General features: G+C 70.9%; 24 protein-coding genes and 3 tRNA genes. 16 read left to right on the top strand and 11 right to left on the bottom strand.

Annotation, left to right across the window (positions count from 1 at the left end; translation table 11 throughout):
- Positions 1 to 43 precede the first annotated feature (43 nt).
- From tadA to OG507_RS21255, 7 genes are all read left to right on the top strand, one after another.
- The gene (tadA, locus tag OG507_RS21285) at positions 44 to 472 is read left to right on the top strand and encodes a tRNA adenosine(34) deaminase TadA (protein ID WP_327368792.1); all 429 of its coding nucleotides are present in this window, start codon (positions 44 to 46) and stop codon (positions 470 to 472) included.
- Between the two features lie 78 nt (positions 473 to 550).
- Positions 551 to 635, top strand: a tRNA-Ser gene (locus OG507_RS21280).
- A gap of 195 nt (positions 636 to 830) precedes the next feature.
- On the top strand, positions 831 to 1052 hold the full coding sequence (locus OG507_RS21275; RefSeq protein ID WP_327372247.1) for a hypothetical protein: 222 nt from the start codon (positions 831 to 833) through the stop codon (positions 1050 to 1052).
- 9 nt (positions 1053 to 1061) lie between these two features.
- The gene (locus tag OG507_RS21270) at positions 1062 to 1355 is read left to right on the top strand and encodes a Dabb family protein (RefSeq protein WP_327368791.1); all 294 of its coding nucleotides are present in this window, start codon (positions 1062 to 1064) and stop codon (positions 1353 to 1355) included.
- A 197-nt stretch (positions 1356 to 1552) separates the two neighbouring features.
- Positions 1553 to 2470, top strand: a complete 918-nt coding sequence (locus OG507_RS21265; protein WP_327368790.1) for an RNA polymerase sigma factor SigF — start codon at positions 1553 to 1555, stop codon at positions 2468 to 2470.
- A 236-nt stretch (positions 2471 to 2706) separates the two neighbouring features.
- Positions 2707 to 3573 (top strand): RNA polymerase sigma factor SigF, encoded by an 867-nt coding sequence (locus tag OG507_RS21260; protein WP_266747420.1) that lies wholly within the window; start codon positions 2707 to 2709, stop codon positions 3571 to 3573.
- 68 nt (positions 3574 to 3641) lie between these two features.
- The gene (locus OG507_RS21255) at positions 3642 to 4460 is read left to right on the top strand and encodes a hypothetical protein (RefSeq protein WP_327368789.1); all 819 of its coding nucleotides are present in this window, start codon (positions 3642 to 3644) and stop codon (positions 4458 to 4460) included.
- A 31-nt stretch (positions 4461 to 4491) separates the two neighbouring features.
- Here OG507_RS21255 and OG507_RS21250 read toward each other — a convergent pair whose 3' ends face one another.
- Positions 4492 to 4701, bottom strand: coding sequence for a hypothetical protein (locus OG507_RS21250; RefSeq protein WP_327368788.1), 210 nt, complete (start codon positions 4699 to 4701; stop codon positions 4492 to 4494).
- A 348-nt stretch (positions 4702 to 5049) separates the two neighbouring features.
- Between OG507_RS21250 and OG507_RS21245 the strand changes: the two genes are divergently transcribed.
- The 5 genes from OG507_RS21245 to OG507_RS21225 all read left to right on the top strand — a co-directional run bounded on the left by OG507_RS21245 (position 5050) and on the right by OG507_RS21225 (position 10532).
- On the top strand, positions 5050 to 5571 hold the full coding sequence (locus OG507_RS21245) for a MarR family winged helix-turn-helix transcriptional regulator (RefSeq protein WP_327368786.1): 522 nt from the start codon (positions 5050 to 5052) through the stop codon (positions 5569 to 5571).
- A 23-nt stretch (positions 5572 to 5594) separates the two neighbouring features.
- The gene (locus OG507_RS21240) at positions 5595 to 8108 is read left to right on the top strand and encodes an MFS transporter (protein WP_327368785.1); all 2514 of its coding nucleotides are present in this window, start codon (positions 5595 to 5597) and stop codon (positions 8106 to 8108) included.
- 154 nt (positions 8109 to 8262) lie between these two features.
- Positions 8263 to 9078 carry a YceI family protein gene (locus tag OG507_RS21235; RefSeq protein WP_327368784.1) on the top strand — a complete coding sequence of 272 codons (816 nt, stop codon included), beginning with the start codon at positions 8263 to 8265 and terminating at the stop codon, positions 9076 to 9078.
- Between the two features lie 9 nt (positions 9079 to 9087).
- Positions 9088 to 9558, top strand: a complete 471-nt coding sequence (locus OG507_RS21230; protein WP_327368783.1) for a PPOX class F420-dependent oxidoreductase — start codon at positions 9088 to 9090, stop codon at positions 9556 to 9558.
- A 14-nt stretch (positions 9559 to 9572) separates the two neighbouring features.
- Entirely contained in the window at positions 9573 to 10532 is a 960-nt protein-coding gene (locus tag OG507_RS21225) for an NAD(P)-dependent oxidoreductase (RefSeq protein ID WP_327368782.1), read from the top strand.
- Positions 10533 to 10548: 16 nt separating this feature from the next.
- Here OG507_RS21225 and OG507_RS21220 read toward each other — a convergent pair whose 3' ends face one another.
- Positions 10549 to 11307 (bottom strand): TetR/AcrR family transcriptional regulator, encoded by a 759-nt coding sequence (locus tag OG507_RS21220; RefSeq protein ID WP_327368781.1) that lies wholly within the window; start codon positions 11305 to 11307, stop codon positions 10549 to 10551.
- A gap of 95 nt (positions 11308 to 11402) precedes the next feature.
- On the bottom strand, positions 11403 to 12932 hold the full coding sequence (locus OG507_RS21215; protein WP_327368780.1) for an MFS transporter: 1530 nt from the start codon (positions 12930 to 12932) through the stop codon (positions 11403 to 11405).
- Positions 12933 to 13061: 129 nt separating this feature from the next.
- Here OG507_RS21215 and OG507_RS21210 point away from each other — a divergent pair, with 129 nt between their 5' ends.
- Entirely contained in the window at positions 13062 to 13919 is an 858-nt protein-coding gene (locus tag OG507_RS21210) for an endonuclease/exonuclease/phosphatase family protein (RefSeq protein WP_327368779.1), read from the top strand.
- A gap of 3 nt (positions 13920 to 13922) precedes the next feature.
- On the opposite strand, the gene OG507_RS21205 is transcribed toward OG507_RS21210, so the two are convergent.
- From OG507_RS21205 to OG507_RS21180, 6 genes are all read right to left on the bottom strand, one after another.
- Positions 13923 to 16118, bottom strand: a complete 2196-nt coding sequence (locus OG507_RS21205) for a glycosyltransferase family 39 protein (protein ID WP_327368778.1) — start codon at positions 16116 to 16118, stop codon at positions 13923 to 13925.
- A complete protein-coding gene (locus OG507_RS21200; protein ID WP_327368777.1) occupies positions 16115 to 17446 on the bottom strand; it encodes a bifunctional glycosyltransferase family 2/GtrA family protein in 1332 nt (443 codons plus the stop codon). Before OG507_RS21200 ends, OG507_RS21205 begins: the two co-directional genes overlap by 4 nt.
- 26 nt (positions 17447 to 17472) lie before the next feature.
- The gene (locus OG507_RS21195) at positions 17473 to 19047 is read right to left on the bottom strand and encodes a HAMP domain-containing sensor histidine kinase (protein WP_327368776.1); all 1575 of its coding nucleotides are present in this window, start codon (positions 19045 to 19047) and stop codon (positions 17473 to 17475) included.
- A 4-nt stretch (positions 19048 to 19051) separates the two neighbouring features.
- Complete coding sequence (locus OG507_RS21190) at positions 19052 to 19789, bottom strand: response regulator transcription factor (RefSeq protein ID WP_327368775.1); 738 nt, start codon at positions 19787 to 19789, stop codon at positions 19052 to 19054.
- A gap of 135 nt (positions 19790 to 19924) precedes the next feature.
- Positions 19925 to 20803, bottom strand: coding sequence for an amidohydrolase family protein (locus tag OG507_RS21185; RefSeq protein WP_327368774.1), 879 nt, complete (start codon positions 20801 to 20803; stop codon positions 19925 to 19927).
- Between the two features lie 63 nt (positions 20804 to 20866).
- Positions 20867 to 21748, bottom strand: coding sequence for a DUF2797 domain-containing protein (locus OG507_RS21180; protein ID WP_327368773.1), 882 nt, complete (start codon positions 21746 to 21748; stop codon positions 20867 to 20869).
- A gap of 297 nt (positions 21749 to 22045) precedes the next feature.
- Here OG507_RS21180 and sigJ point away from each other — a divergent pair, with 297 nt between their 5' ends.
- Complete coding sequence (sigJ, locus tag OG507_RS21175; protein WP_327368772.1) at positions 22046 to 22990, top strand: RNA polymerase sigma factor SigJ; 945 nt, start codon at positions 22046 to 22048, stop codon at positions 22988 to 22990.
- A 93-nt stretch (positions 22991 to 23083) separates the two neighbouring features.
- Positions 23084 to 24280: an NAD(P)/FAD-dependent oxidoreductase gene (locus OG507_RS21170; protein WP_327368771.1), complete on the top strand. Its 1197-nt coding sequence runs from the start codon at positions 23084 to 23086 to the stop codon at positions 24278 to 24280.
- Between the two features lie 137 nt (positions 24281 to 24417).
- Here OG507_RS21170 and OG507_RS21165 read toward each other — a convergent pair.
- Both OG507_RS21165 and OG507_RS21160 read right to left on the bottom strand, forming a co-directional pair.
- A tRNA-Arg gene (locus tag OG507_RS21165) sits at positions 24418 to 24490 on the bottom strand.
- A gap of 229 nt (positions 24491 to 24719) precedes the next feature.
- Positions 24720 to 24810, bottom strand: a tRNA-Ser gene (locus OG507_RS21160).
- 234 nt (positions 24811 to 25044) lie between these two features.
- Between OG507_RS21160 and OG507_RS21155 the strand changes: the two genes are divergently transcribed.
- Positions 25045 to 25506 (top strand): SSI family serine proteinase inhibitor, encoded by a 462-nt coding sequence (locus OG507_RS21155; RefSeq protein ID WP_327368770.1) that lies wholly within the window; start codon positions 25045 to 25047, stop codon positions 25504 to 25506.
- The last annotated feature ends 161 nt before the right edge of the window (positions 25507 to 25667 follow it).

Below are 25667 nucleotides of genomic sequence, written 5' to 3'. Positions count from 1 at the left end.
AAGTGAACCGAACGATCCCGTGAGAGACCCGTGGCGGGCGCACATGCGCCTCGCCCTGGCCGAGGCCGATCTGGCGGCGCGGGCCGGCGATGTGCCGGTCGGCGCCGTCGTGCTCGGCCCGGACGGCTCCCTGCTCGCCACGGGGCACAACGAGCGCGAGGCGACCGGCGACCCGACCGCGCACGCGGAGATCCTCGCCGTCCGCCGGGCCGCGGCCGCGCTCGGCCGTTGGCGGCTGTCCGGATGCACCCTGGTCGTCACCCTTGAGCCCTGCACGATGTGCGCGGGCGCACTGGTGCAGTCCCGGGTGGACCGGGTGGTCTACGGGGCGCGCGACGAGAAGGCGGGTGCGGCAGGCTCGCTCTGGGACGTCGTACGCGACCGCCGCCTCAACCACCGCCCCGAGGTGATCCACGGAGTGCTGGAGGATGCCTGCGCCGACCGGCTGACGGCGTTCTTCCGCGACCTCTGACCGGGCTTCCGCACGTCCACGGCCTACTGCGGGGAATCGGATTTCGACGCACGCCCGGGATGGTCTAAGCTCTCTCTCGGTAGCGTGTCCGAGCGGCCGAAGGAGCTCGCCTCGAAAGCGAGTGTGGGGAAACTCACCGAGGGTTCAAATCCCTCCGCTACCGCTCTTGTGAAGGGTCCGGCGCATCGCGTCGGGCCCTTCGAGTTTTCCACGCCGCCGCTCGCGAACGGGGCCGCTGGTCTCACCGTCCGTCCTGCGGCTTCGCAGAAGCCCTATGAGCGGGCAAAGGGTTCCGATCGCCGGGCCCCTGGTCCTCAAAGGCCTTATGAGTGGTCGGAAACAGCAGCGGGATACGGCCATGCGTGCGGATAGAATCGCCCGACTGCACAGGGGATCGAAGGCGAGGCAGGGGCTGATGGTGCAAGCGAAGAAGATAGCTCTCTACGTGATAGTCGTCTTCGTGCTGTACACGATCATCACGTCCCCGGAGCGGGCGGCGGACCTCGTCCAGGTAGGGTTCGAAGGCGTTTCGAGTGCCGCACAGGGCGTCGGCGACTTCATGTCCGAGCTCGTGAAGTAGGAGTACCCCATGATCCGCCATCTGGTCCTGTTCAAGCTGAACGACGGCGTCGAGCGGGACGAACCGCGGGTCGTCGCCGGGGCGAAGGCCTTCCAGGAGCTGGCGGGGCAGATTCCCGAGCTGGAGTTCTGGGAGTGCGCCTGGAACATCACCGAGCGGCCGATCGCCTACGACTTCGCCATCAACTCCGCGGTCGCCGACGAGGACGCCCTGAAGCGCTACATCGAGCACCCGGCCCATCAGGCCGCCGCCGGACAGTGGCGCGAGTTCGCCACCTGGGTGATCGCCGACTATCCGTTCTGATCCCGCCGGTCAGCCTGACCGGGCCGGCCGGCCGAGCCCCTCACCATTGCGGTGAGGGGCTTTTCTTAGTGTTTAAACCAAGTTGACCCCAACACGAAGCTATACGGTGCTTGCACAGAGTGGACATGTCTTGTGATGCTATGACCGCTTTTGACGGATGAGTTGACCGAAGTTGACCGCAAAGGGGTGGCGTCACCGTGCCGGCCAGTACAGCGCCTCAAGTGCCTCCCCAGACCGTCCAGAGCGTCGAGACCGTCGAGCCGGTGCAGACCACACAGGCGGCACAGACCACGCAGACCACGCAGACCATCCAGACCGAGACGCCCGACAGCACGGCGCCACCCGCCAGGACCAGGGGCGCGGACACCAGGGCGCTCACCCAGGTCCTCTTCGGAGAGCTCAAGAACCTGGAACCCGGCACCCCGGAGCACGCCCGCGTACGCGCGGCGCTGATCGAGGCGAATCTCCCCCTGGTGCGGTACGCCGCCGCGCGCTTCCGCAGCCGCAACGAGCCGATGGAGGACGTCGTCCAGGTCGGCACGATCGGCCTGATCAACGCCATCGACCGGTTCGACCCCGAACGCGGCGTCCAGTTCCCCACCTTCGCGATGCCGACCGTCGTCGGCGAGATCAAGCGGTACTTCCGGGACAACGTGCGGACCGTCCACGTCCCGCGCCGACTGCACGAGCTCTGGGTCCAGGTCACCGGCGCCACCGAGGACCTGACGACCGCTCACGGCCGCTCACCCACCACCGCGGAGATCGCCGAGCGGCTGAGGATCTCCGAGGACGAGGTGCTCGCCTGCATCGAGGCGGGGCGCTCCTACCACGCGACATCACTGGAGGCCGCCCAGGAGGGCGACGGACTGCCGGGCCTGCTGGACCGACTCGGCTACGAGGACCCGGCCCTCGCCGGGGTCGAACACCGCGATCTGGTCCGGCATCTGCTCGTACAGCTGCCCGAGCGCGAGCAGCGCATCCTGCTGCTGCGCTACTACAGCAATCTGACGCAGTCGCAGATCAGCGCGGAACTGGGGGTCTCCCAGATGCATGTGTCAAGGCTCCTGGCCCGTAGTTTCGCCCGGCTTCGATCCGCAAACAGGATCGAGGCGTAACCGGAACGGGTAGATCACTCGAAGTCCGGTTCGGGCGGGCGTAAATGCCACACACCCCCTGTTAACTGCGCAGACGCCACAAAGACTTGTCGACATGTCACTACAGCGTGTTGCCGACATGTGACATTCTGCGGGAACCGCGTTTGCCGTGGCCTCGCCTCCGGTATTCAGGTGGAGGCTGCGTTCCTCCGATGGTCGCGGCTCAACGCGACCGTCCGCGACCTCAAGGGGGTGGCATGTCCGCAGAACAGGGCAGCTCGAAGGTGCTCACGCTCACGAAGAGCGCACCCGCACCCGTTGTGCTCACCAGCTCGCCGGAAGCCATCGACACCCGCACTCTGTCCCGCTCCCTGTTCCTGCGGCTCGCCGCGCTGGGGCCCGCACCGGGCCCCGACGGAACGGACAGTCCGGAGCGTGCCTACGTCCGGGACACACTCATCGAGCTCAACCTCCCGTTGGTGCGGTACGCCGCGGCGCGGTTCCGCAGCCGCAACGAGCCGATGGAGGACATCGTCCAGGTCGGCACGATCGGCCTGATCAAGGCGATCGACCGGTTCGACTGCGAACGGGGCGTGGAATTCCCGACGTTCGCGATGCCGACCGTCGTGGGGGAGATCAAACGCTTCTTCCGTGACACCTCATGGTCGGTGCGTGTGCCGCGCCGGCTCCAGGAGCTGCGGCTCGCGCTGACCAAGACCAGCGACGAGCTCGCCCAGAAGCTGGACCGCTCGCCGACCGTGCCCGAGCTGGCCAAGGCGCTCGGCGTCTCCGAGGAGGACGTGGTCGACGGCCTGGCCGTCGGCAACGCGTACACCGCCTCCTCGCTGGACTCGCCCTCTCCCGAGGACGACGGCGGCGAGGGCTCGCTCGCGGACCGGCTGGGATACGAGGACTCGGCGCTGGAGGGCGTCGAGTACCGCGAATCGCTCAAGCCGCTGCTCGCCAAGCTCCCGCCGCGCGAGCGCCAGATCATCATGCTGCGGTTCTTCGCCAACATGACGCAGTCCCAGATCGGCGAGGAGGTCGGCATCTCGCAGATGCATGTCTCGCGCCTGCTGACCCGTACGCTCGCCCAGCTCAGGGAAGGGCTCATCGCCGACTGACCGCCCGTGGAACGCCGCACCGTGGCACGAGGGTTCCGATTTGACGGACCGTCAGCCACACTGGCGCGATGCGACGTCAGATACTCGACTCGACCGGCCGCCGGGGCACCTTGATCGCCGCCTCGGCGGCCGTGCTGTGTCTGGGCGGCGCGCTGGCCGCCTGTGCCGACGGTACGGCGGACGACGGCTATGTGGCGATCGGCGCGGCGGGCGCGGGCCCCGAGAGAGTGCCGTCGGGGGCGGGGGCTCCCTCGGGGAAGGTGACGCTGGTACCGCTGGACAGGGGCGGCGCGGGCAGCGGGAGTGCCGCGGGCCCGGCCGACGGCGGCGGGTCTTCGCCGACCGCCTCCGCCAGCGGCGAGGGCTCAGGGGGTACGGGCGCCGAGGGCAGCGGGGCCGCCCGGTCGCCCGGCGCAGAAGGCGGCTCCGGCGGCGCGGTCGGCAGCACGGGCGGTACTGGCGGTACAGGTGGCGCAGGCGGTACGAGCGGCTCCGGCGGCGCGGGTGTCCCCGACAGCCCGGGAAGCGGTTCCACAGCCCCCGCAACCCCGTCGGCACCCGGCCCCACCGCGCCCGCCGAGCCTGCCGTGCTGGTGGTGGGCGCCCCGGAGCGGGCGGCCGCGGACCAGCGCTGGTGCGAGAAGGTGACCGTGGAGTTCCGTAACACCGGAGGATCACCGGCGGGCCCGGGGACCGTCACCTTCGCCACACACATCATCGGCGCGCTGGGGATCGACTGGGCGACCATCGAGTCGTCCGCGCCGCTGCCCGCGCCGATCGATGCGGGAGCGGCGCGGACGAAGACGTACACCGTCTGCGTGGACGCCTGGCGGGTGCCCCTGGGGATGCATGTCGAGACCCGGGACGTCACCGCCGTATTGAAGTGACGGGTGGAGGCGAGAGGTAGAGAGGAGCCGGTCAGCCGAGCGCGAGCCAGGCGACCGCCCCGAGGACGACGATCACCGCGACGACGGTGACGATCACCCCGGTCTTCGATCCGGACGGGGCGGCCGGCTGCTGCCGACGCTGCGGCTCGCCCTCGTCGACGAAGGCGCGGAACATCTGGGTGCTGCCGGCCGGGTCGTTGTTGCCCTCGGGGCCCTGCGGGGCGTGGGGGTTGTGTGCCATGGGCCAGGACCCTAGCGAACTCGGCGTCAAGGCCCAACCCCCGGGTCGGTGAAGGGCCGTGGCCGGAGCCGGTGAGCCGGTGAAGAAACGGGGAGGGACCGGGAAGGAGCGGGGAAGCAACAGGGGAGGAGCCGCGGGCACCGGAACCGACACCCGATCGCCTCATCTGTGGCACGGGACACACCAGGCACAATCCACACCCCACACGCTGGGCCTTTGACCCGAACCCTACGCAGCCTTTTGCGTTCCTTTACTTATGCAAGCCCCATTTCGTTTGCCTTCAGCAACCAACGGCTTCTATGGTTGCCCTAAGCAACAAGATGAACCTGTGAGATGTCTGGGGGGCCCGTGGCCGTACGAAGTCAGTACGAGGAGCTGGCCCGGCAGCTCAGCGCCATCGGGTCCGTCAAGCGGGGTCTCACCCGCTTGCTGCCCGCCGAGTGCCCTGCCGGCTCCGCCGCCGTACTCTCGCTCCTCCGTGAGCACGGTGAGATGCGGATCAGCAGGCTGGCCGAACTGATGGCCATCGACATGTCCGTGACCAGCCGTCATGTCGCCCATGTGGCGGAGCACGGCTGGATCGAGCGGTTCCCGGACCCGGCGGACAAGCGGTCCCGCATCCTGCGGCTGACCCCCGCCGGACGCGAGCTGCTCGGTGATCTGAACCAACGGGTCACCGAGATGTTCGTCCACAACCTCTCCGACTGGTCCGACGACGAGGTCGGACAACTGAACACGCTGTTGGCCCGGCTGCGCGACAGTTTCGCCTGCCGCGGCCCCGCCGGGTGCGCCCCCGGAAAACACCCGGGCGACTGCCGTACCCGACCCGCCGACAGCCACAACGACTCGTACACCCGTACACCTGTGTAACAGAAGCAAAGACAAGGAACTCAATGGCTACGACCACACCAACCGGTGTGCGGGGCGGCCACGCCAAGCACGGGGGATCATCCGATTCCGTGTCCGGCGCGCCGATGACACACCGGCAGATCATGGAAGCGCTCACCGGGCTGCTGCTCGGCATGTTCGTCGCGATTCTGTCGTCCACCGTGGTTTCCAACGCCCTGCCGGAGATCATTTCCGACCTCGGCGGCGGTCAGAGCGCCTACACCTGGGTCGTCACGGCCTCGCTGCTGGCCATGACCGCCACGACCCCGCTGTGGGGCAAGCTCTCCGACCTGTTCAGCAAGAAGCTGCTGGTCCAGATAGCCCTGATCATCTACGTCGCCGGATCGGTCGTCGCCGGTCTGTCGACCAGCAGCGGCATGCTGATCGCCTGCCGTGTCGTCCAGGGCATCGGCGTCGGCGGCCTCTCCGCCCTCGCGCAGATCGTGATGGCCGCGATGATCGCCCCGCGTGAGCGCGGTCGCTACAGCGGCTACCTCGGCGCGGTCTTCGCCGTCGCCACCGTCGGCGGCCCGCTGCTCGGCGGTGTCATCACGGACACCAGCTGGATGGGCTGGCGCTGGTGCTTCTACGTCGGTGTGCCGTTCGCGGTCATCGCGCTGATCGTGCTCCAGAAGACCCTGAAGCTCCCGGTCGTCAAGCGTGAGGTCAAGGTCGACTGGACCGGCGCCTTCTTCATCAGCGCCGCCGTCTCGCTGCTGCTCCTCTGGGTGACCTTCGCGGGCGACAAGTACGACTGGATGTCCTGGCAGACCGGCGTGATGCTCGCGGGCTCCCTGGTCCTCGCCCTGCTCTTCGTCTTCACCGAGTCCCGGGCCAGCGAGCCGATCATCCCGCTGCGCCTCTTCCGCAACCGCACCATCACGCTGGCCTCGGTCGCCTCGCTGTTCGTCGGTATCGCGATGTTCGCGGGCACCGTCTTCTTCAGCCAGTACTTCCAGCTGGCGCGCGGCAAGTCGCCGACGATGTCCGGCGTCATGACGATCCCGATGATCGCCGGTCTGTTCCTCTCGTCGACCGTCTCCGGCCAGATCATCACCAAGACGGGCCGCTGGAAGGCCTGGCTGGTCAGCGGCGGCTTCCTGGTCACCGCCGGGCTCGGGATGCTCGGCACGATCCGGTACGACACGACGTACTGGCACATCGCGGTCTTCATGTTCGTGATGGGGCTCGGCATCGGCATGATGATGCAGAACCTGGTGCTCGCCACGCAGAACCAGGTCGCCCCGTCCGACCTCGGCTCGGCGAGCTCCGTCGTCACCTTCTTCCGTTCGCTCGGTGGTGCGATCGGCGTCTCGGCGCTGGGCGCCGTCATGGCGAACCGCGTCACCCACTACGTCAAGGACGGACTCGCGGACCTCGGTCCGAAGGGCGCGGCCATGGGCCACGGCGGCACCGGCGGCGGGGGCATCCCCGACCTGGACAAGCTGCCCGCGCCGTTCCGTACGGTCGTGGAGAGCGCCTATGGGCACGGTGTCGGCGATGTCTTCCTGTACGCCGCTCCGGCCGCGCTGATCGCCTTCCTGGTCACGATCTTCATCAAGGAGGTCGCGCTGAAGACGAACGCCGCGAACGACGCCCCGGCCGAGGCCCCCGTCGCGGAGCCGGTAAAGGCTCCTGAGGCCGTTCACGCGCTGATCTCCCAGGCAGCGGCCCAGGCCGCCCCGGCCGCTGTCGCCTCGGCCTCTTCGGCCTCCTCGGCCGATGGCCTGGAAGCCCCGGTGGCCACTGTGCAGGGCACAGCCGTGCACGGTGTGGTGCGCGACGCCGAGGGCGCACCTGTCGCCCAGGCCGCCGTCACGCTGATCTCGCTGTCCGGCAAGCAGTTGGGACGCTCCGTCGCCCAGGCCGACGGCAGCTACGGTCTGGACGCGCCGGGCTCCGGCAGCTACGTCCTGATCGCATCCGCCGACGGCTTCCAGCCGCAGGCGTCCACGGTGGTCGTCGGTGACGAGCCGCTCCCGTACGACATCCTGCTCTCCGGTACGAGCGGCCTGGCCGGGATCGTGCGGACCGCCGAGACCGCCGCGCCGGTCGAGGGTGCCGTGGTCATCGTGACCGATGTGCGCGGCGATGTGCTGGCCACCGGCAAGTCCGGTGAGACGGGCGAGTTCACCTTCGGTGAGCTGGTTCCCGGTTCGGTGACCGTCGCGGTGAACGCCGCCGGGTTCCGTCCGCTGGCGCTGCCGGTGGAGATCGGCGGCCAGGGCGTCACCCGGATCGAGGCCGCACTGCAGTCCGGCGCGCTGGTGCAGGGCGTCGTGCGGGCCGGCGCCGACCGGCGGCCGCTGCCGGACGCCCGGGTCACGCTGGTCGACGCGGCGGGCAATGTGGTCGCCACCTCGATGACCGGGGAGGACGGGGCGTACGCCTTCGCCGACCTGGACGCGGGCGAGTACTCGGTCATCGCGACCGGCTATCCGCCGGTGGCCGGCGCGCTGACCGTGGCCGGTCGCGGGGTCGACGGCCACGACATCGAGCTCGCCCACCCCGGCGAGTAATCACAGACCCCTGGCGGGTGGGCGTTTCGAGCGGAGACGCTGTACCGGCCGGTGGAAATGGGCCCCGGTGGCGGGGACGGCAGGCAGGGGACGGCCTGCCGTCCCCGCCCCGGGGCCCGACTCATCGAGTCGTTGAGCAAGGAGAGAAAACGGGATGGGACTTCGCGCACAGGTACGGACGCGGGACGGCTGGGCGGTCCAGCACGCGGTCGTGACGGTGACCGACATGACCGGCACCCAGGTGCTGCGGGCCGCCGCCGACGAGGACGGGGCGGTGCGGACCGACACTCCCCTGCAGGCCGGCGCGTACACCGTGATCGTCACCGCGGTCGGGTACGCCCCCGCCGCCTCCACCGCCCTCGTCACGGCGAGCGGCCGGGTCGAGGCCGGCACGGTGGTGCTGGCCCGCCAGGGCGGCGTGGAGCTGCCGCCGCCGGGCGCCTGGTCGCTGGACCCGGCGCACTCCTCGGTGGGCGCGGTCGCGCAGCACCTGGGGATCTCCAGCGTGCACGGCCGGTTCACCGAGTTCGGTGGCCGGATCGAGATCGCGCAGGACGTCGAGCGGTCCCGGGTCGACGCCGTCATCGGGGCGGCCAGCATCGACACCGGAAACGGCATGCGCGACAAGCACCTGCGCTCGCCGGACTTCCTGGACTCGGACCGGTTCCCGGAGATCACGTACCGCTCGAACGGACTGACCCCGGCGGGCCCGGACCGCTGGCTGGTCCACGGCGAGCTGACGATGCACGGCATCGTGCGCCCGGTCGGCCTGAACCTGAACTACCTCGGGACGGGCCCGGACCCGTGGGGCGGGGTGCGTGCGGCCTTCAGCGCCACGGCGGAGCTGCGCCGCGAGGACTTCGCCATGAACTACAACCAGGTGGTCCAGGCGGGCATCTCGGCGATCGGGACGACGCTGCGGGTGGAGCTGGACATCCAGGCCGTGCAGGGTGAGTCCCTGCCGTCGTAGTCTGCGGACATGGCACCCAACATCGCGACGAACACCGCCGTGGAGCTCGATGAGCTGCTGGCGTTCGTACGGCCCAGGCACCGGGCGATCCTGCTGACCACCCGGTCCGACGGCCGCCCCCAGGGCTCCCCGCTGACCTGCGGCGTCGACGACTCCGGCCGGATCGTCGTCTCGACCTACCCCGAACGGGCCAAGACCCGCAACGCGAAGCGGGACGAGCGCGTCAGCGTGATCGTCCTGTCCGACGACTGGGACGGGCCGTGGGTGCAGATCGACGGCTCGGCCGAGGTGATCGACTCACCGGATTCGGTCGAGCCGCTCGTCGAGTACTTCCGGAACATCTCGGGCGAGCACCCGGACTGGGACGAGTACCGGGCGGCAATGGTGAAGCAGGGGAAGTCGATCATCCGGATCACCCCGGAGCGGTGGAGCCCCATCGCCACGGGCGGATTCCCCGCCCACCTGGCGCCCGGCAACTGACCGCTGTCCCAGCAATGAGTGAGAACGTTCCGGCGCCGGGTCTGCTCGCGCGGGCCCGGCTGCTGGCCGCACCGACGGTGGACGCCTTCGTCGTTGGCGAACTGGGCCGGATCACCGGCCGCCCCGTCGAACAGGGTTTCTCCGGCGCAGCGCCGCAGGAGCCCTTCATCTGTGTCGGGGCCGCGCTGCCGGACGCGCTGCGGGGCGGGAATCTGGTGTGGTTCCACAGCGTGAACGCCGGTACGGACGCCCTGCTGGCCGCCGGGCCGTGGCCGCCCGGCGCACTGCTCACCCGGACGGTGGGCCGCATGGGGGAGCGGATCGCCCAGTACGTGCTGGCCTGGGTGCTCGCCGACTGCCAGTCCGTCCCCGAGTTCGCCGCCCAGCACGCACGGGCGGAGTGGCGCCGTATCCCCTCCGAACTCGCCGCCGGGCAGACCGCCGTGATCTACGGGACCGGTCGCATCGGCTCGGCCGTCGCCATCCTGCTGCGGGCGTGCGGCATCCGGACCGTGGGCGTCGGGCGCGGGGCGGTCCGTACGGATGCGGCACCGGCGGGCTTCGACCGGGTCGTCGCGGCGGACGACGACGCACGGCCGCTCGCCGGGGCGCGGTGGGTGGTCTCCACGCTGCCGCTGACCCCCGCGACGGACGGTTTCTTCGGTACGGACCGCTTCGCGGGCATGGGCGGCGCCGCGTTCATCAACGTCGGCCGGGGCGCGACTGTGGACATGCGGGCGCTGGAGGCCGCGCTGCACTCCGGTGCGGTGGGGCGCGCGGTACTCGACGTACTGCCCGAGGAGCCCGCAGCGCCCGGCGGCCGGTGCTGGCAGCTGCCCCGTACGGTGATCACCTCGCACTCCGCGGGCATCACGGCGGACGAGGACATCGTCACCGACTTCACCGCGTGCTGGGAGGCGATGGCGCGGGGGCGGGTGCCGGAGACGGCCGTGGATGTGGGGCGCGGGTACTGAGGGGACGGACGAGGCCTCAGCGGTCCCGCATCGCCTCGATGCCGGCGATCAGCAGGTCCAGGGCGAAGGTGAAGTCCCGCTCGCGCATCTCCTCGACCGTGTCGCCGCCCCGCGCGTCCATCAGGTCCTGCGAGGACTCGACGATCCCGCGGAGCTGCGGCTGGGACCGGATGGTCCCCAACGCCTGCTGGAAGAACTCGTCCTGGCTGATCCCCGACTCCCTGCTGCGCTGCACGAAGTGGGCCTCGATGGTGCCGAATCCGTACACGAACTGGAAGACCGCGGAGAGCGCGCCCGTCTGCTGGTGCAGCGGAAGCCCCGTCGCCCGGATCACGTCCTGCATGGCGTGCGAGAACAGCATCGAGTACGGGCCCATGTTGAGGAAGTGACCGGCGAGCGGCGAAACCCAGCCATGCCGGACCAGCAATTCACGGTAGGAGACGGCGAGTTCGCGCAGGCGCTCGTGCCAGTGCGCGTCCTGCCCGGGGGGCGCGATCTCGCTGTAGACCGAGTCGAGGGCCAGCTCCAGCAGATCGTCCTTGGTGTCCACGTACCAGTAGAGGGACATCGCGGTGACGTCCAGCTCGGCCGCGAGCCGACGCATGGAGAACTTGGCGAGGCCCTCGGCGTCCAGCAGCCGGACGGTGGCCGCGGTGATCCTTTCCCGGTCGAGACCGGCCGGCTGGTCCGATCTGCGGGTGCGCGCCGGTGCCCGCTGGTCCAGCCACACACTGGTCCTGGCAGGGTTCTTCACACGGTCGGCCGCGGACACCATGGCGCTCTCTCCTCGTCTTGCCGGCGGGACGGACCGGACGGCGTACCCGTGCGCGTGAAGCGGATTCGTACGGTCCGATGCGCCCCGCCTCGATGCTATGCCGCTGCCGCCGTCCCGGCCGAGTCCGCCCGGGCAGATTCTGCCCGTTCCGCGCGCCGCAGAAGCACCGCTGCCAGCAGTCCGCCGGCCAGCACCGCCACCGCTCCGACCAGCTGACTGGTCTCCAGCCCCGACGCGAAGGCGTCCGTGATCCGTGCCCGCTCGCCGTCACCCGTGGCCGCGGCCAGTGCGGCGGGCAGCGAGGCGGCCCCGACGGCCGCGGGCACGAGCGCCGCGAACCGGGAGTTGAGCACCGCGCCGAGGACGGCGACCCCCAGACCGTTGCCGAACTCGGCGAGCGTGCCGTTGACCCCGGCGCCCACGCCCGCCTTCTCCGGCGGAATGGCGCTCATGATCGCGTTGGCCATGGCGGGCATGGCGAGCGCGATGCCCGCGCCCATCACGACCAGGCCGAGCAGCATGCCGCCGTAGCCGTTGCCGCCGAGCAGCGCGACCGCGGCGAGACCCGCGGCCAGCAGGCCCATCCCGGCCGCGATGGTGGCGGGCGTGCCCAGCCTGGGCACCAGCCTGGCGCCCAGTCCGGTGAGGTTGAGCGCGACGACGCTCAGCGCCAGCGGAGCCGTACGCAGACCGGCCTCCAGCGGCCCGTAGCCGAGGACGAACTGGAGCTGCTGGGTGAGCAGGAAGAGCGAGCCGCCCATCCCGAACGCGACCAGGATCGCGCCCGCGACCGCCCCGATGAACCTCTGATTGCGGAAGAAGTGCATGTCCAGCATCGGGTACGGGATGTGCAGCTCCCACAGCGCGAATCCGGTGAGGACGGCGACCCCGACGAAGGCGGTCAGCATCACCCGGCCCGACGTCCAGCCGTGCCCGGGGCCGGAGATGATCGCGTACACGACGGATGCCATGCCGATGGTGGAGAGCAGCGCGCCGAGCAGATCGGGGCGCTCGCCCCCGGGGTTCTTGGACTCCGGGACGAGCCGGGCGACGGCGGCCAGACCGATGACCGCGACCGGGATGTTGATCAGGAAGATCGCGCCCCACCAGAAGTGGTCGAGCATCACTCCGCCGATCAGGGGTCCGACGGCGAAGCCCAGCGAGCTGACGGTCGACCAGATGCCGATCGCCTTGATCCGCTCGGCGTCGTCGAAGATCTGCACGACGACGGCCAGGGTCGTCGTCATCAGCAGCGCACCGCCGATGCCCATGCCCGCGCGGGCGGCGATCAGCTGTGTGGACGACTGGGCCAGTCCGGCCACCAGCGAACCGATGCCGAACAGGGCGAGCCCCGCGATCAGCATTTTCTTGCGGCCGTAGCGGTCGGCGGAGCTGCCGGCCGTGAGCAGCAGGCCCGACTGGACCAGCGAATAGGCGTTGATCATCCACTGCACATCGGCGGTGGAGGCGTCCAGCTCCCGGGTGAGGGAGGGGATCGCGACGTTGAGAACGGTGTTGTCGAGCAGCACGGTGAGCTGGGCGAGACAGATGACGCCGAGGATCAGCCAGCGCTGCGGGTGGCTCGGTGACGTGAGGCGGTTCTGCCCGGGGGCGGTCGCCGTCATGCGGACTCCTGATGCCTTATACAGTGTACGAGAACGAGACGTACACCGTATAGCCATCCCCCATACGCTGTACAACCCTTTTCCGCGCGGTACCGTGCTCGCCGCTGATCCGACAAGGGCTGGAGTGGTATGTCACTGCGTCGTCGTACGGTGCAAGTGCTCGTCGCGGCAGGTCTGTCGGGGAGCGCCCTCGTGCCTCCCGCGGCGGCCGCCGGACAGGGTCAAGCGGTGCCGCTGCGCGTGGCCACGTACAACATCCATGCGGGCGCCGGCATGGACAACGTCTTCGATCTCGACCGGCAGACGGCCGAGCTGCGCTCGCTGGACGCCGATGTGATCGGGCTCCAGGAGGTCGATGTCCACTGGGGCACCCGCAGCGAGTGGCGCGATCTGGCGGCCGAGCTGGCCGAGCGGCTGCGGATGCACATCTCGTTCGCGCCGATATACAGCCTCGATCCGGAGACTCCCGGTGCGCCCCGGCGCGAGTTCGGGGTCGCGGTGCTGTCCAGGTACCGGATCGTGAGAGCCGAGAACCACGAGATCACCCGGCTCTCCACCCAGGTCCCGAACCCGGTCCCGGCCCCCGCGCCCGGCTTCGGAGAGGCGGTCCTGCGGGTGAAGGGGCTGCCCGTGCATGTGTATGTGACGCATCTCGACTACCGCGCCGACCCGTCCGTACGGACCGCCCAGGTCGCCGACACCCGCCGGGTCATGGCCGAGGACCGGGCGCCGGGGCGGCAGAAGGTGCGGCAGATCCTGCTCGGCGACTTCAACGCGGCACCGGCCGCTCCCGAACTCGCCCCGCTGTGGCAGGAGCTGACGGACATCGAGCCGGGCGGGCCGACGTACCCGGCGCAGGATCCGGTGCAGCGGATCGACTACGTGGCGGTGTCGAAGGATTCCGTACGGGTACGCCACGCGGCGGTGGCCGAGACTCTTGCCTCGGACCACCGCCCGGTTGTCGCGGATCTGCTGCTGCGGCGCTGAGTGCTATGCGCCGCTCTTCGGCTGCGTCAGGTCGTAGAAGGTGGCGCTGCCGGCCGTGACCTCCTCGAAGTTCGCCTCCACCCATGAGGAGATCTGCGACGAGGTGCCGCTGCCGCCGGCCATTCCGCCTCCGCCCATGCCGCCTGTTCCGCTCGCGATGAAGTAGTGGATTCTGCCGTCCTCGACGTACTTCTTGAACTGGGAGAGCGTCGGGGACGGGTCACTGCCGTTGAAGCCGCCGATCGCCATCACCGGGTATCCGGTGGCGAGTTGGTAGCTCGCGGCGTTCTGCGATCCGATGGCGGCGGCGGACCAGGTGTAGTCCCCGGCGTTCTTCTCCAGGAGCTTCTCGGCCTCGGCGCTGACGGACGAGCCGTTGAGCAGACCGCCCATGCCGCCGCCGGGGGCGCCGCCTCCCGGGGTGCCGCTCTCGCCCATGCCGCCGGGTGCGGTGCCGGTGGCGGGGCCTGCGCCCGCGCCTGCCCCCATGCCTGCGCCTGTGCCGGGCATGGCTCCCGGCTGCCGGCCGTTCTGCTGGTTGCCCTGGCCGGGAGGCCGCATTCCGCCGGCCGTGCCACCGCCACCGGGACCGCCGGGTCCCCCATCGCCACCGCCCCGGCCGCCGCCACCCGGGCCGCCCATGGAGCTGGCGCCGGACGGTCCTGCCGTCACGATCGAGCCCTGATGCCCGGTGTTCAGCGTGCTGAGGGTGTACGCCGTCGGCCCCGCCAGCGACGCGGCCAGGCTCACCCCCACCGCCGCGAGCGCCAGTCGACGCCCGAGACGCGCGACGAGCAGCAGCCCCGCCGCCCCGGCCAGACCGCCGATGAGGACGGCCCAGCGCAGCCACGGCACATAATCCGGGGTGCGCCCCAGCAGGACGTACGACCAGAGCGCGGTCACCGCGACCGTGACGCCGAGCGCGCCGCCTGCCCACCACCTGGCCCGTTCCTCCCACAGGACCGTGGCGCCCATGCCGACGAGCGCCGCGAGATACGGCGCCAGGGCAACCGTGTAGTACTGGTGGAAGATCCCGGCCATGAAGCTGAAGACGACCGCCGTCATCAGCAGCGAACCGCCCCAGGCGAGGAACGCCGCGCGGGCCGTGTCGGTCCGCCCGGCCCGCCAGGTCAGCCAGACGCCCGCGACGAGCAGGATCAGCGCGGCGGGCAGCAGCCAGGAGATCTGGCCGCCGATCTCGGAGTTGAACATCCGGCCGATGCCGGAATCCCCCCACTGACCACCGGCTCCACCGCCACCACCGCCGCCTCCTCCGACGCTGCCGGTCTCGTCGCCGTTGATCCGGCCGAGGCCGTTGTAGCCGAAGGTCAGCTCCAGGAAGGAGTTGTTCTGCGAACCGCCGATGTACGGACGCGAGGAGGCGGGCCACAGCTCGACGATCGCCACCCACCAGCCGCCCGCGACGACCATCGCCAGGGCCGCCAGCCCGAGTTGGCCCAGCCGCTTGCGTACGGAGACCGGCGCGAACACCGCGTACAGCACGGCCAGCGGCGGCAGGATCAGGAACGCCTGCAGGGTCTTGGACAGGAACGCGAGACCGACCGCGACACCCGCCCACACCAGCCACGTGGTCCGGCCCTTCTCCATCGCGCGCAGCACGCAGTAGACGGTGACGGTCATCAGCAGCGCCAGCAGCGCGTCCGGGTTGTTGAAGCGGAACATCAGCGCGGCGACGGGCGTCAGCGCGAACACCGCCATCGCGATCAGCCCGGCGGCGGCGCTGAAGCGGCGGCGGACGGCCGCGTACAGCACCCCGGCCGTGGCCACCCCCATCAGCACCTGCGGAACGAGGATCGCCCATGAGCTGAGGCCGAAGATCCGCACCGACAGGGCCATCGGCCAGAGCGTCGCAGGGGGCTTGTCGACCGTGATCGCGTTCGCCGCGTCCAACGAGCCGAAGAAGAAGGCCTTCCAGCTCCGGCTGCCCGCCTGGACGGCCGCGGAGTAGAAGGAGTTGGCGTAACCGGAGGCACTGAGGTTCCACAGGTACGCGAGCGCGATGACCAGCAGCAGGGTGAGGAAGGCGGGCCGGGTCCAGCGCGGGTCCTCGGGCCTGCCCCGCCACAGCCGGTGCGTCAGGGGTGTGTTCGGGCGCGCGTGGCCTGCGGCCGGTGTCGGTGGCGGGGGCGTCGGCGCATCCGGCGGGGCCGGAAGGTGGTCGGGATGCAGCGTGGTCATCGGACGTTCCCCAGTTCGTGGTGAGTGTCATCGGCGCGCCCGGCCGAGGCGGGAGCCGCGGAGGCCGCCGGCCCCCCGGAGGCCCGGTCCGGGAAGACCCAGGCACGGAAGAGCAGGAACCGCAGCACCGTCGCCGCGAGGTTGGCCGCGATCAGTACGGCGAGTTCCGTGCCGTGCGACGGCGATCCGGACGCCGCCCCCAGTGCGGCCAGCGAGCCGCTGGTCAGGGCGAGACCGATGGCGAAGACCACAAGGCCCTGCGCCTGGTGGCGTACGGCTCCGCCCCTGCCGCGTACGCCGAAGGTGAGCCTCCGGTTGGCTGCCGTATTGGCGACGGCCGACACCAGCAGCGCGCCGCCGTTGGCGATCTGCGGGCCGACTCCCAGCCGGAAGAGCGAGTACAGGGCGAGGTAGAAGAGGGTGGAGAGCGCGCCGACGACGCAGAATCCGACGAGCTGGCGGGCCAGGCCGCGCGGCACCCCGCTCAGCGCGCGGTCGCGCGGATCGTCTCCGAAGGGCCTCGCCAGCCGGTCCAGCGGCAGTGCGCCGACCGCCAGCGCCCGTCCCACCCGCCACACGCCCTTCAGGTCATCGGTCGCGGTCCGCACGATGTGGACGGTGGAGTCCGGGTCGTCGACCCAGTCGACCGGCACCTCGTGGATGCGCAGCCCGGCGCGCTCGGCGAGCACCAGCATCTCGGTGTCGAAGAACCACCCCGTGTCCTCGACCATCGGCAGCAGCCGCTGCGCGACCTCGCGCCGGATGGCCTTGAACCCGCACTGCGCGTCACTGAACCGCGCGGCCAGCGACGAGCGGAGGATGAGGTTGTAGGCCCGCGAGATGAACTCCCGCTTCGACCCGCGCACCACCCGCGAGCTACGGGCCAGCCGTGAGCCGATCGCCAGGTCGGAGTGGCCGGAGATCAGCGGTGCGACCAGCGGCAGCAGCGCGTTGAGGTCGGTGGACAGGTCGACGTCCATGTACGCCAGGACCGGAGCGTCCGAGTGCGACCAGACGGTACGCAGCGCCCGCCCGCGGCCCTTCTCCTCCAGCCGGTAGGACCGCACCCGCGGCAGCGCCGCCGCGAGCCGGGCCGCGACCTGCGGTGTCCGGTCGGTGCTCGCGTTGTCCGCGACAGTGATCCGGAAGGCGTAGGGGAAGGTGCGCGCCAGATGGTCGTGCAGGCGCAGCACACACGGTTCGAGGTCCTTCTCCTCGTTGTAGACGGGTACGACCACATCGAGTACGGGTGGGCCTGCCCCATCGGCCGCTCCGGCGAGGAGGTGGTCCCGGGCCGGCAGGGTGCTCCAGGGAGTGTCGGTTCGCATGCCGTCGACACTCGCCAACCCCGCTGTCACGCCGGTGTGCTGAGCCTGTCCCCCCGCTGTGAGTGCGGCAGGGTGTGCGCCGCTGCGGGCAGATGCACGGCGAACACCGTGCGTCCCGGGACCGAGGACACCTCCACCCGGCCGCCGTGTGCGGCGACGACGGCCTGCACGATGGCGAGCCCGAGCCCGGTGGAGCCCGCGCCGCGGGAGCGCGAGGCGTCGCCGCGCGCGAACCGTTCGAAGACATGCGGCAGCAGCTGGGGCGGGATGCCGGGCCCGTCGTCCTCGACCTCCAGCGTCACCCAGGGGTGGCCCGCCGCGGCCCGCACCCGCACCCGCACGGTGACGGTGGTACCGGACGGGGTGTGCGTACGGGCGTTCGCCAGCAGGTTGACCAGCACCTGATGGAGCCGGGTCGGATCGCCGTGCACGGTCGCGGGCTCGTCCGGCAGATTGAGGCGCCAGTGGTGCCCCCGCTGCCCCCGCTCCCCGGCGGCTCGGGCATCGCTCACCGCGTCGACGACGACCGGGGAGAGATCGGTGCTCTCGTGACGGAGCGGGCGTCCGGCGTCCAGCCGGGCGAGCAGCAGCAGATCCTCCACCATGCCCGTCATCCGCTCCGCCTCGGACTCGATCCGCCCCAGGGCGTGCCGGGTGTCGGGGCCGGTCTCCTCGCGGCCGCGCCGGGTCAGTTCGGCGTAACCGCGGATCGAGGCCAGCGGGGTGCGCAGCTCATGGCTGGCGTCCGCGACGAACTGGCGTACCCGCGTCTCGCTCTCCTGGCGCACCTCCAGCGCCGAACCGACATGGCCCAGCATCCGGTTGAGCGCCGCGCCCACCTGCCCGACCTCGGTCCGCGGATCGGCCTCGGCCTCCGGGACCCGCTCCAGGGGGGCCACCTCGCCGCTGTGCAGGGGGAGTTCGGATACCCGGGTCGCGGTCGCGGCGACCCGGCGCAGTGGCCGCAGCGCGACACCGACCATGGCGGCGCCCGCGATACCGGCCGCGATCAGTCCCGCGCCGGTGACACAGACCTCGACGAGGATCAGGGTGGTGAGGGCGGAGCGCACCTCCGCGGCGGGGATGCCGACGAGGATCGTCGTCCCGTGCAGACCGGCGACGGCCTCCACCCGGCCGGTACCGAGCCCGGGCAGGTCGATGCTCCGCGCCCCGCCGCCGACGGGCGTGTCCGCGGCTTCCAGGGCGCTCTGCTGGGCGCCGGTCATCGGCTGCCCGCTGTCCTCGGTCCCCTGGTCCGGCGTGGCGGCGCTGTCCACGACCACCCTCGACACCGTGACCGAGCCGCCGTCGGACAGAACGGCCCCGAACGCGCCGACGGGCAGCCCGCGCGCGTCGACGAAGGCCAGCGGGTCGTCGCTCTGCGGCACGCCGCCGGGCATCGGTCCCGCGCCGCCGCCCGGCGGCTTCGAGGCCCGCATGGCGATGGTGTGCAGCTGGTCGTCGAGCTTGCCGTACATGTAGCTGCGGTAGGCGATGGTCGTGACCGAGCCGATGACCGCGGCGACCACGGCGATGAGCGCCACCGCCGAGACCACGAGCCGGGTCCGCAGCGTCCACGGACCCCGCCGCCTCCGGTTCACGCGGCTACTCCCCGGGCTTGATGAGATATCCCGCCCCGCGCCGGGTGTGGATCATCGGCGACCGTCCGGCGTCGATCTTCTTGCGCAGATACGAGATGTACAGCTCGACGACGTTCGCCTGCCCGCCGAAGTCGTAGTTCCACACCCGGTCCAGGATCTGCGCCTTGCTCAGCACCCGCCGGGGATTGCGCATCAGGAAGCGCAGCAGCTCGAACTCGGTCGCCGTGAGATGGATGGACGTCCCGCCCCGGCTCACCTCGTGGCTGTCCTCGTCGAGCATCAGATCGCCGACGACGAGCGTCGACTCGCTGCGCACGGCCGTCGTACCGGAGCGCCGGATCAGCCCGCGCAGCCGCGCCACGACCTCCTCCAGGCTGAACGGCTTGGTGACGTAGTCGTCGCCGCCCGCCGTGAGCCCGGCGATCCGGTCCTCCACGGCGTCGCGCGCGGTCAGGAACAGCACGGGGACCTCGGAGAGCTCTCGCCGCAGTCGGCCGAGCACGGCGAACCCGTCCGTGTCGGGCAGCATCACATCGAGGATCACGGCGTCGGGCCGGAAGTCGCGCGCCATCCGTACGGCACCGGCACCGTCCCCGGCGCTGCGCACCTCCCAGCCCTCGTAACGCAGGGCCATGGAGAGCAGCTCGGCGAGCGGGGCCTCGTCGTCCACCACCAGCACACGGACGGGGGTGCGGTCCGCCCTCAGCAGTTCGGTACGCCCCTGGGGCGAGGTCGTCGTCATGCCTCAACCCTGTGAGGCCCCTCTGAGAGGGTTCTTTCCCGATTCTGTGAATTCCCTGAGAAAGCGGCCCTTCATGAGCCGTCGGTCCCGTCCGTCCTGTCCGTCCCGTCGGCCCCGTCAGCCCCGTCAGCCCCGTCAGCTCACGGGGAACAACGCGCTCGCGTTCCCGTGACAGACCGCGCGCAGCCAGTCGTCCCCCAGCTCCAGCCGTTCCAGCGCGTGCAGCTGATGCGCGTACGGATACGGGATGTTCGGGAAGTCCGTCCCCAGCAGGATCCGGTCCCCGAGCGCCGCGAGCCGCCCCCGCCCGGCCACCGGGAACGGCGTGAAGTCCTCCGTGAAGTCCGTGAACGCCATCGTCGTATCGAGCCGCACCTCGGGGTACGCCTCCGCCAGCGCCAGGAACTCCGCGTACTCCGGCATCCCCATGTGCGCCACGATCAGCCGCAGCCGGGGATGCCGGGCGAGCAGCCGGCCGACCGGTTCGGGCCCCGTGTACTTGCCGGGCGCCGGCCCGGAGCCGCAGTGCATCACCACCGGAACCCCGGCCTCCGCGAGCAGCCCCCACACCGGCTCCAGCATCGGGGCGTTGGCGTCGTACGCGCCGACCTGAAGGTGCGACTTGAAGACCCGAGCCCCCGACTCGACGGCCTCGCGCACATACCGCTCCACACCCTCCTCCGGGAAGAAGGTCGCGGTGTGCAGACAGTCCGGCACCCGGCGCGCGAAGTCGGCCGCCCAGCCGTTCAGCCAGGCCGCCATCCCGGCCTTGTGCGGGTAGAGCATCGAGGTGAACCGGAGCACTCCGAACGAGCGCAGCAGCGCGAGGCGTTCGTCCTCGTCGTGCCGGTACTCGATCGGCCACTCCATCCCGGTCAGCGGACCCGCGGAGTCGAAGTACGCCCAGACCTTGCGGAGCACCCGCTCCGGCATGAAGTGCGTATGGACATCGATGATCCCGGGCAGCCCCAGCCGTTCCCAGAACCGCACGACGTCGTCGGCGTCACCACTCATCCCGCGCTCCTCTCACCGTCCGGTCCCACCGCCCGGCCGCACCGCCCGGACGGTCCGACGATCTCAGAACAGCCCGCCCTGCACGCCACCGCCCCCGATGTCGGCCACCGGCACCCCCACCCCGGCACGCGCATCGGCTCCTGCCAGCTCCCACCCGGTCATCAGCCGGGTGTCCAGCACCACGACCCCGTCCGTCACCGTCTCCAGATGCAGATCGGGCCCGGCCGCCGCCACCAGCCGCCCCGCGACCACGCCCCCGTCCACCAACTCGGTGACCGCCCACGCCACCTCGACCACGCCGTCGAGACCGAACACCCCGGCGTGGTCGACCGCCTCGAACGGCAGCCGCTCCAACGACTCCGGCCACCCGGCCCCCTCCAGCGCCGCGGCCCGCCCGTAGAGCTCCGCCACCTCGGCACGCCGCTCCGCCACCCCCGGCAGCACCGCGCGCACGGCCCGCTTCCTGGCGTACGGAATCCGGTCCGGCACCCCGAGCGCCGACCGCAGCAGCTCCTCGGTCCGCCGCGCCGCCATCAACGGCCCCCGCCCCAGCCAGCTGAACACCACGGCCCCCTGCTCCCGCAGCCGCGCCGCCTCCCGCTCCTCGGCGGTGATCCCGACCTTCACCATCCCCGGCCCGAACCAGGCGAGATACACGCGGTACGTCCGGGGGTCGTCGGCGATCGTGTCGGCAGCCACCGAATGCGCCCGGTCCAGCCGTGCACACTCCGGACACCGCGCCCCCGTGCTCCGCCCCGACACCACGGCCCCCACCGGACACGCGTTCCCGCGCGCCCCGACACAGCGCCGCTCCCCCACGGCCCGGAACCCGAGTTCGGTCCCATAGGCCGGCGCACTCACCCGTACGGCCCCACCCTGCCGCCACCCGAGCACGGGCACCCCCCGCGCATCCGGCCACCGCAGCCCGGTGCACTGCCACCCCATGCGCGAACTCCCGGCTCCCGTTTCGGACGGTGGGAAGGCCAAGAGGCCCCAGCAGCCTCCCGTTCTGATCGCTCAGGATAGCGATCACAGGCCGCCGTGTGCCGCCGCAGCCACCGAGGTCCAGGCCACGACAACTTCCGTGCGACTGCCCCGAAACCTCCATCGCCGCCGGACGCGAAGAGGACCCCGAGACCGACCCGATCACCGCGTTCCATCGCGTCCGGGAAGTCGAACAGCATCGGCCGAACAGCAGGGCCGCAATACATCGGCCGCGCCGGGGGAGCTACGATTTCGGCCATGGCCCTGACCATGAACGACATGGACCGGTTCGAGGCCTCCATGCCCCGCCTGCAGGCCATCGCCTACCGCCTCCTCGGCTCCGCGAGCGAGGCCGAGGACGCCGTGCAGGAGACGTTCCTGCGCTGGCAGGCCGCCGATGTCGACCGCATCGAGGTCCCCGAGGCCTGGCTGACGAAGGTCCTCACCAACCTGTGCCTCAACCAGCTCACCTCGGCCCGCGCGCGGCGCGAGACCTATGTGGGCCAATGGCTCCCCGAGCCGCTGCTCTCCGGTGACCCGATGCTCGGCCCCGCCGACACCGCCGAGCAGCGCGAGTCGGTCTCGTACGCGGTCCTCGTCCTGCTGGAGCGCCTCTCCCCCAACGAGCGGGCGGTGTACGTACTGCGGGAGGCCTTCGACTACCCGCACCGGGACATCGCCGAGATCCTCGGCATCACCGAGGCCGCCAGCCAGCAGATCTTCCACCGCGCCAAGAAGCACGTCGCGGACGGCAGGGCCCGCACCGAGATCGACGAGGCCGCCGCCCGGCGGATCATCGACGGGTTCCTCGCGGCCGCCGCCAGCGGCCGGACCGAGCCCCTCGTGCGACTGCTCACCGAGGACGCCATCGCGATCGGCGACGGCGGTGGGAAGGTCCCGGCCCGTGCCAAGGCGTTCGAGGGCGCCCTCGCGGTCGCGAAGTTCATGCGGGGCCTGTTCAAACCCAGCAAGGCCAAGCGCGTCCTGGTCGGCGGCTCACCCGAGGTCTACGCCACGACCGCCAACGGCGACCCCGCCGTCGTGGCGGTCCTCGACGGCCGCGTCATCGGCGTCATGTGCCTGGAGGTCACCGCCGAGGGCATCGCCGCGTTCCGCAACCAGGTCAACCCCGACAAGCTCGGACGCGCGAACCGGCGTTGGGCGGCCACCGACCACGGGGAACCCCTGCTCCACGCCTTCTGACCCCGAAGTGAGCTGCTTCACATCGCATTCCTGTCAGGAAACGGCGGGCCGCCCGGTTCAAGTGGCGAACCCGCTCAAGACAGGAGCAAGGACATGCAGCATCGCGTCATCGTCCTCGGAGCCGGATACACCGGAGCCATCGCCGCCGGGCGCCTCGCCAAGCGGCTGCGCCGCGAGGATGTCGCCATCACTCTCGTCAACGCCGAGCCCGACTTCGTCGAGCGCGTCCGGATGCACCAACTCGCGGTCGGCCAGGACCTCAGGCCCCGGCCCTTCAGCGAGATGTTCGCGGGCACCGGCGTCGAACTGAAGCTCGCAAAAGTGACCGGCGTCGATGTCGACCGCAGGACCGTCGCCGTCCTCGACGCGAAGGGCGCCGAGGAGTTGGAGTACGACACCCTCGTGTACGCCCTCGGCAGTGGCTGGAACGACCAGGGTGTCCCCGGCACTTCCGAGCACGCCCACGAGATCGCCGGCCGCCCCGGAGCGCTCCGGCTGCGCGAGCGCCTGGCCCGCCTGGACGCCGGGCAGCGTGTGGTCGTGGTCGGCGGCGGCCTCACCGGCATGGAGGCCGCGACCGAGATCGCCGAGGCCCGCCCGGACCTCGACGTCGCCCTCGCCGCCCGCGGCGGCCTCGGCGACTGGCTCTCGCCCAAGGGCCGCGGACACCTACGGAAGGTCTTCGACAAGCTCGGCATCACCGTGCACGAACAGGCAGCCGTCACCGGCGTGCAAGCCGACCGGGTCACCACCGCCGACGGAACCTCCGTCCCGGCCGCGGTCACCGTGTGGACCACCGGCTTCGCGGTCCACCCGATCGCGAAGGCCACCGCTCTGAAGGTCACTGACACAGGCCAGATCGTCGTCGACGGGACCATGCGCTCGGTCTCGCACCCGGACGTGTACGCCATCGGCGACGCGGCCATGGCGATGGGCCCCGGCGACAAGCCGCTGCGGATGTCGTGCGCCTCGGGCACCCCCAGCGCGTGGCAGGCCGCGGACGCGATCGCGGCGCGCCTGACCGGCGGGAAGCTCCCCAAGGTGCCGCTCCGCTACTTCAACCAGTGCATCTCGCTGGGCCGCAAGGAAGGCCTGATCCAGTACGTCACCGCCGACGACCGAGCCGTCCGGGCGGCCCTGACAGGACGGCTCGCCGCCTTCTACAAGGAGCTGGTCTGCAAGGGCGCGGCCTGGGGCGTCGCCAACCCGACGCTCGGAATACCGACCCGACGCCACCGCACCGTGCGGGACCGGACCCAGAAGGACTTGGCCGCCAAGGCGCCGGCCTGACTCACACAGCGGCACGGAGGTACTCGACCCGATGGGCGACACGACCGGCGGACGCCGATCACCACGGCCGTCGCACTCCGTTGCCGTACGGCCCAACGCAAAGGCCCCGGACTCTTCGTCCGGGGCCTTTGCCACTGTGCACTCGGCAGGATTCGAACCTGCAACCTTCTGATCCGTAGTCAGATGCTCTATCCGTTAAGCTACGAGTGCTTGCCCGCGGTGTTAGCCGCTGGTCTTACCTCCCGGGCTTTTCTGCCTGGTCGGCGTTGCGGGAACAACATTACATGACCTGCGCCGTAGCGCGAAATCCATTAGCCATACGGGCTCTGACCTGCGAAAACGCCTCGTTTGGCGGTACTGCGGGCGCGCCGTGGAACCGCGGGTGCGCCCGGGGACGACCGAAGCCCCGTGCCAGTGGCACGGGGCTTCGACGGTGAAGCGGAGGCGGAGGGATTTGAACCCTCGATGGGCTTTAAGACCCAAACCGCATTAGCAGTGCGGCGCCATAGACCGGACTAGGCGACGCCTCCAGCACACCTCGCGCGAGCGCGAGTGGTGCGTGCAGATGATGACACAGCTGAGCGTTGCGTCACCAATCGCTGCCTACGGTACTAGGCAGTCGGGCACGAGAGCAAAGTGCCTGCGGTTGCGCAACGCCGTGGCGTGCGGAGCGTTAGTGAGGGAGGGAGGCACCGTCCCCCCGTTCTTCGGGTCGTTCCACTGCCCCGTACCTCTCGTCGAAGTACACGAGCACAGGAGTCCGCATGCTGCGCCGCCTCGCCCTCACCGCCGTCGCGTCCCTCGCCGCGCTGTCCGCCGCCGCACCGGCCGCGACCGCGGTCGGCGGGCCCCTTCCGCTGCCCCTGCCCATTCCCCTGTTGCAGGACGACGACGCCCATCACACCCGGCTGACGGTGACGGTCTCGGGCACGGGGGATCCCTCGGCCGAGGGTGTCTTCGAGCTGGAGTGCGGGCCGGCCGGCGGCAGCCACCCGGCGGCGCAGCAGGCCTGCGACCGGTTGGCGGAGCTGGCGGGCGAGGGCGCGGACCCGTTCGCCCCGGTGCCCAGGGACGCGATGTGCACCCAGCAGTTCGGGGGCCAGGCCACCGCCCGGGTCACCGGAACCTGGCAGGGGAGGAGCATCGACACGGCCTTCGACCGGACCAACGGCTGTGCGATCTCGCGCTGGAACGGCCTGCGGCCGGTGCTCCCCAACGTCCGGTGAACAGGGGCCCATACCCCTGTCCAGGGCATATCGAACGGCACGTGACGGGCTGGAGTCGTACAACGTATGCACAGAACCTTGGTGAGAGCTCCCCCTCATCCGCCGCCCCACGCCCCTCCCCTGCCTTTAGACTCCTTTCGTGACAGCCTGCGGCCCGAGGG

This window comes from Streptomyces sp. NBC_01217 (assembly GCF_035994185.1).
Taxonomy (GTDB): Bacteria; Actinomycetota; Actinomycetes; order Streptomycetales; family Streptomycetaceae; genus Streptomyces.
Note: the sequence above shows the minus strand (reverse complement) of the source record. Positions and strands in the feature narration are given on the sequence as shown.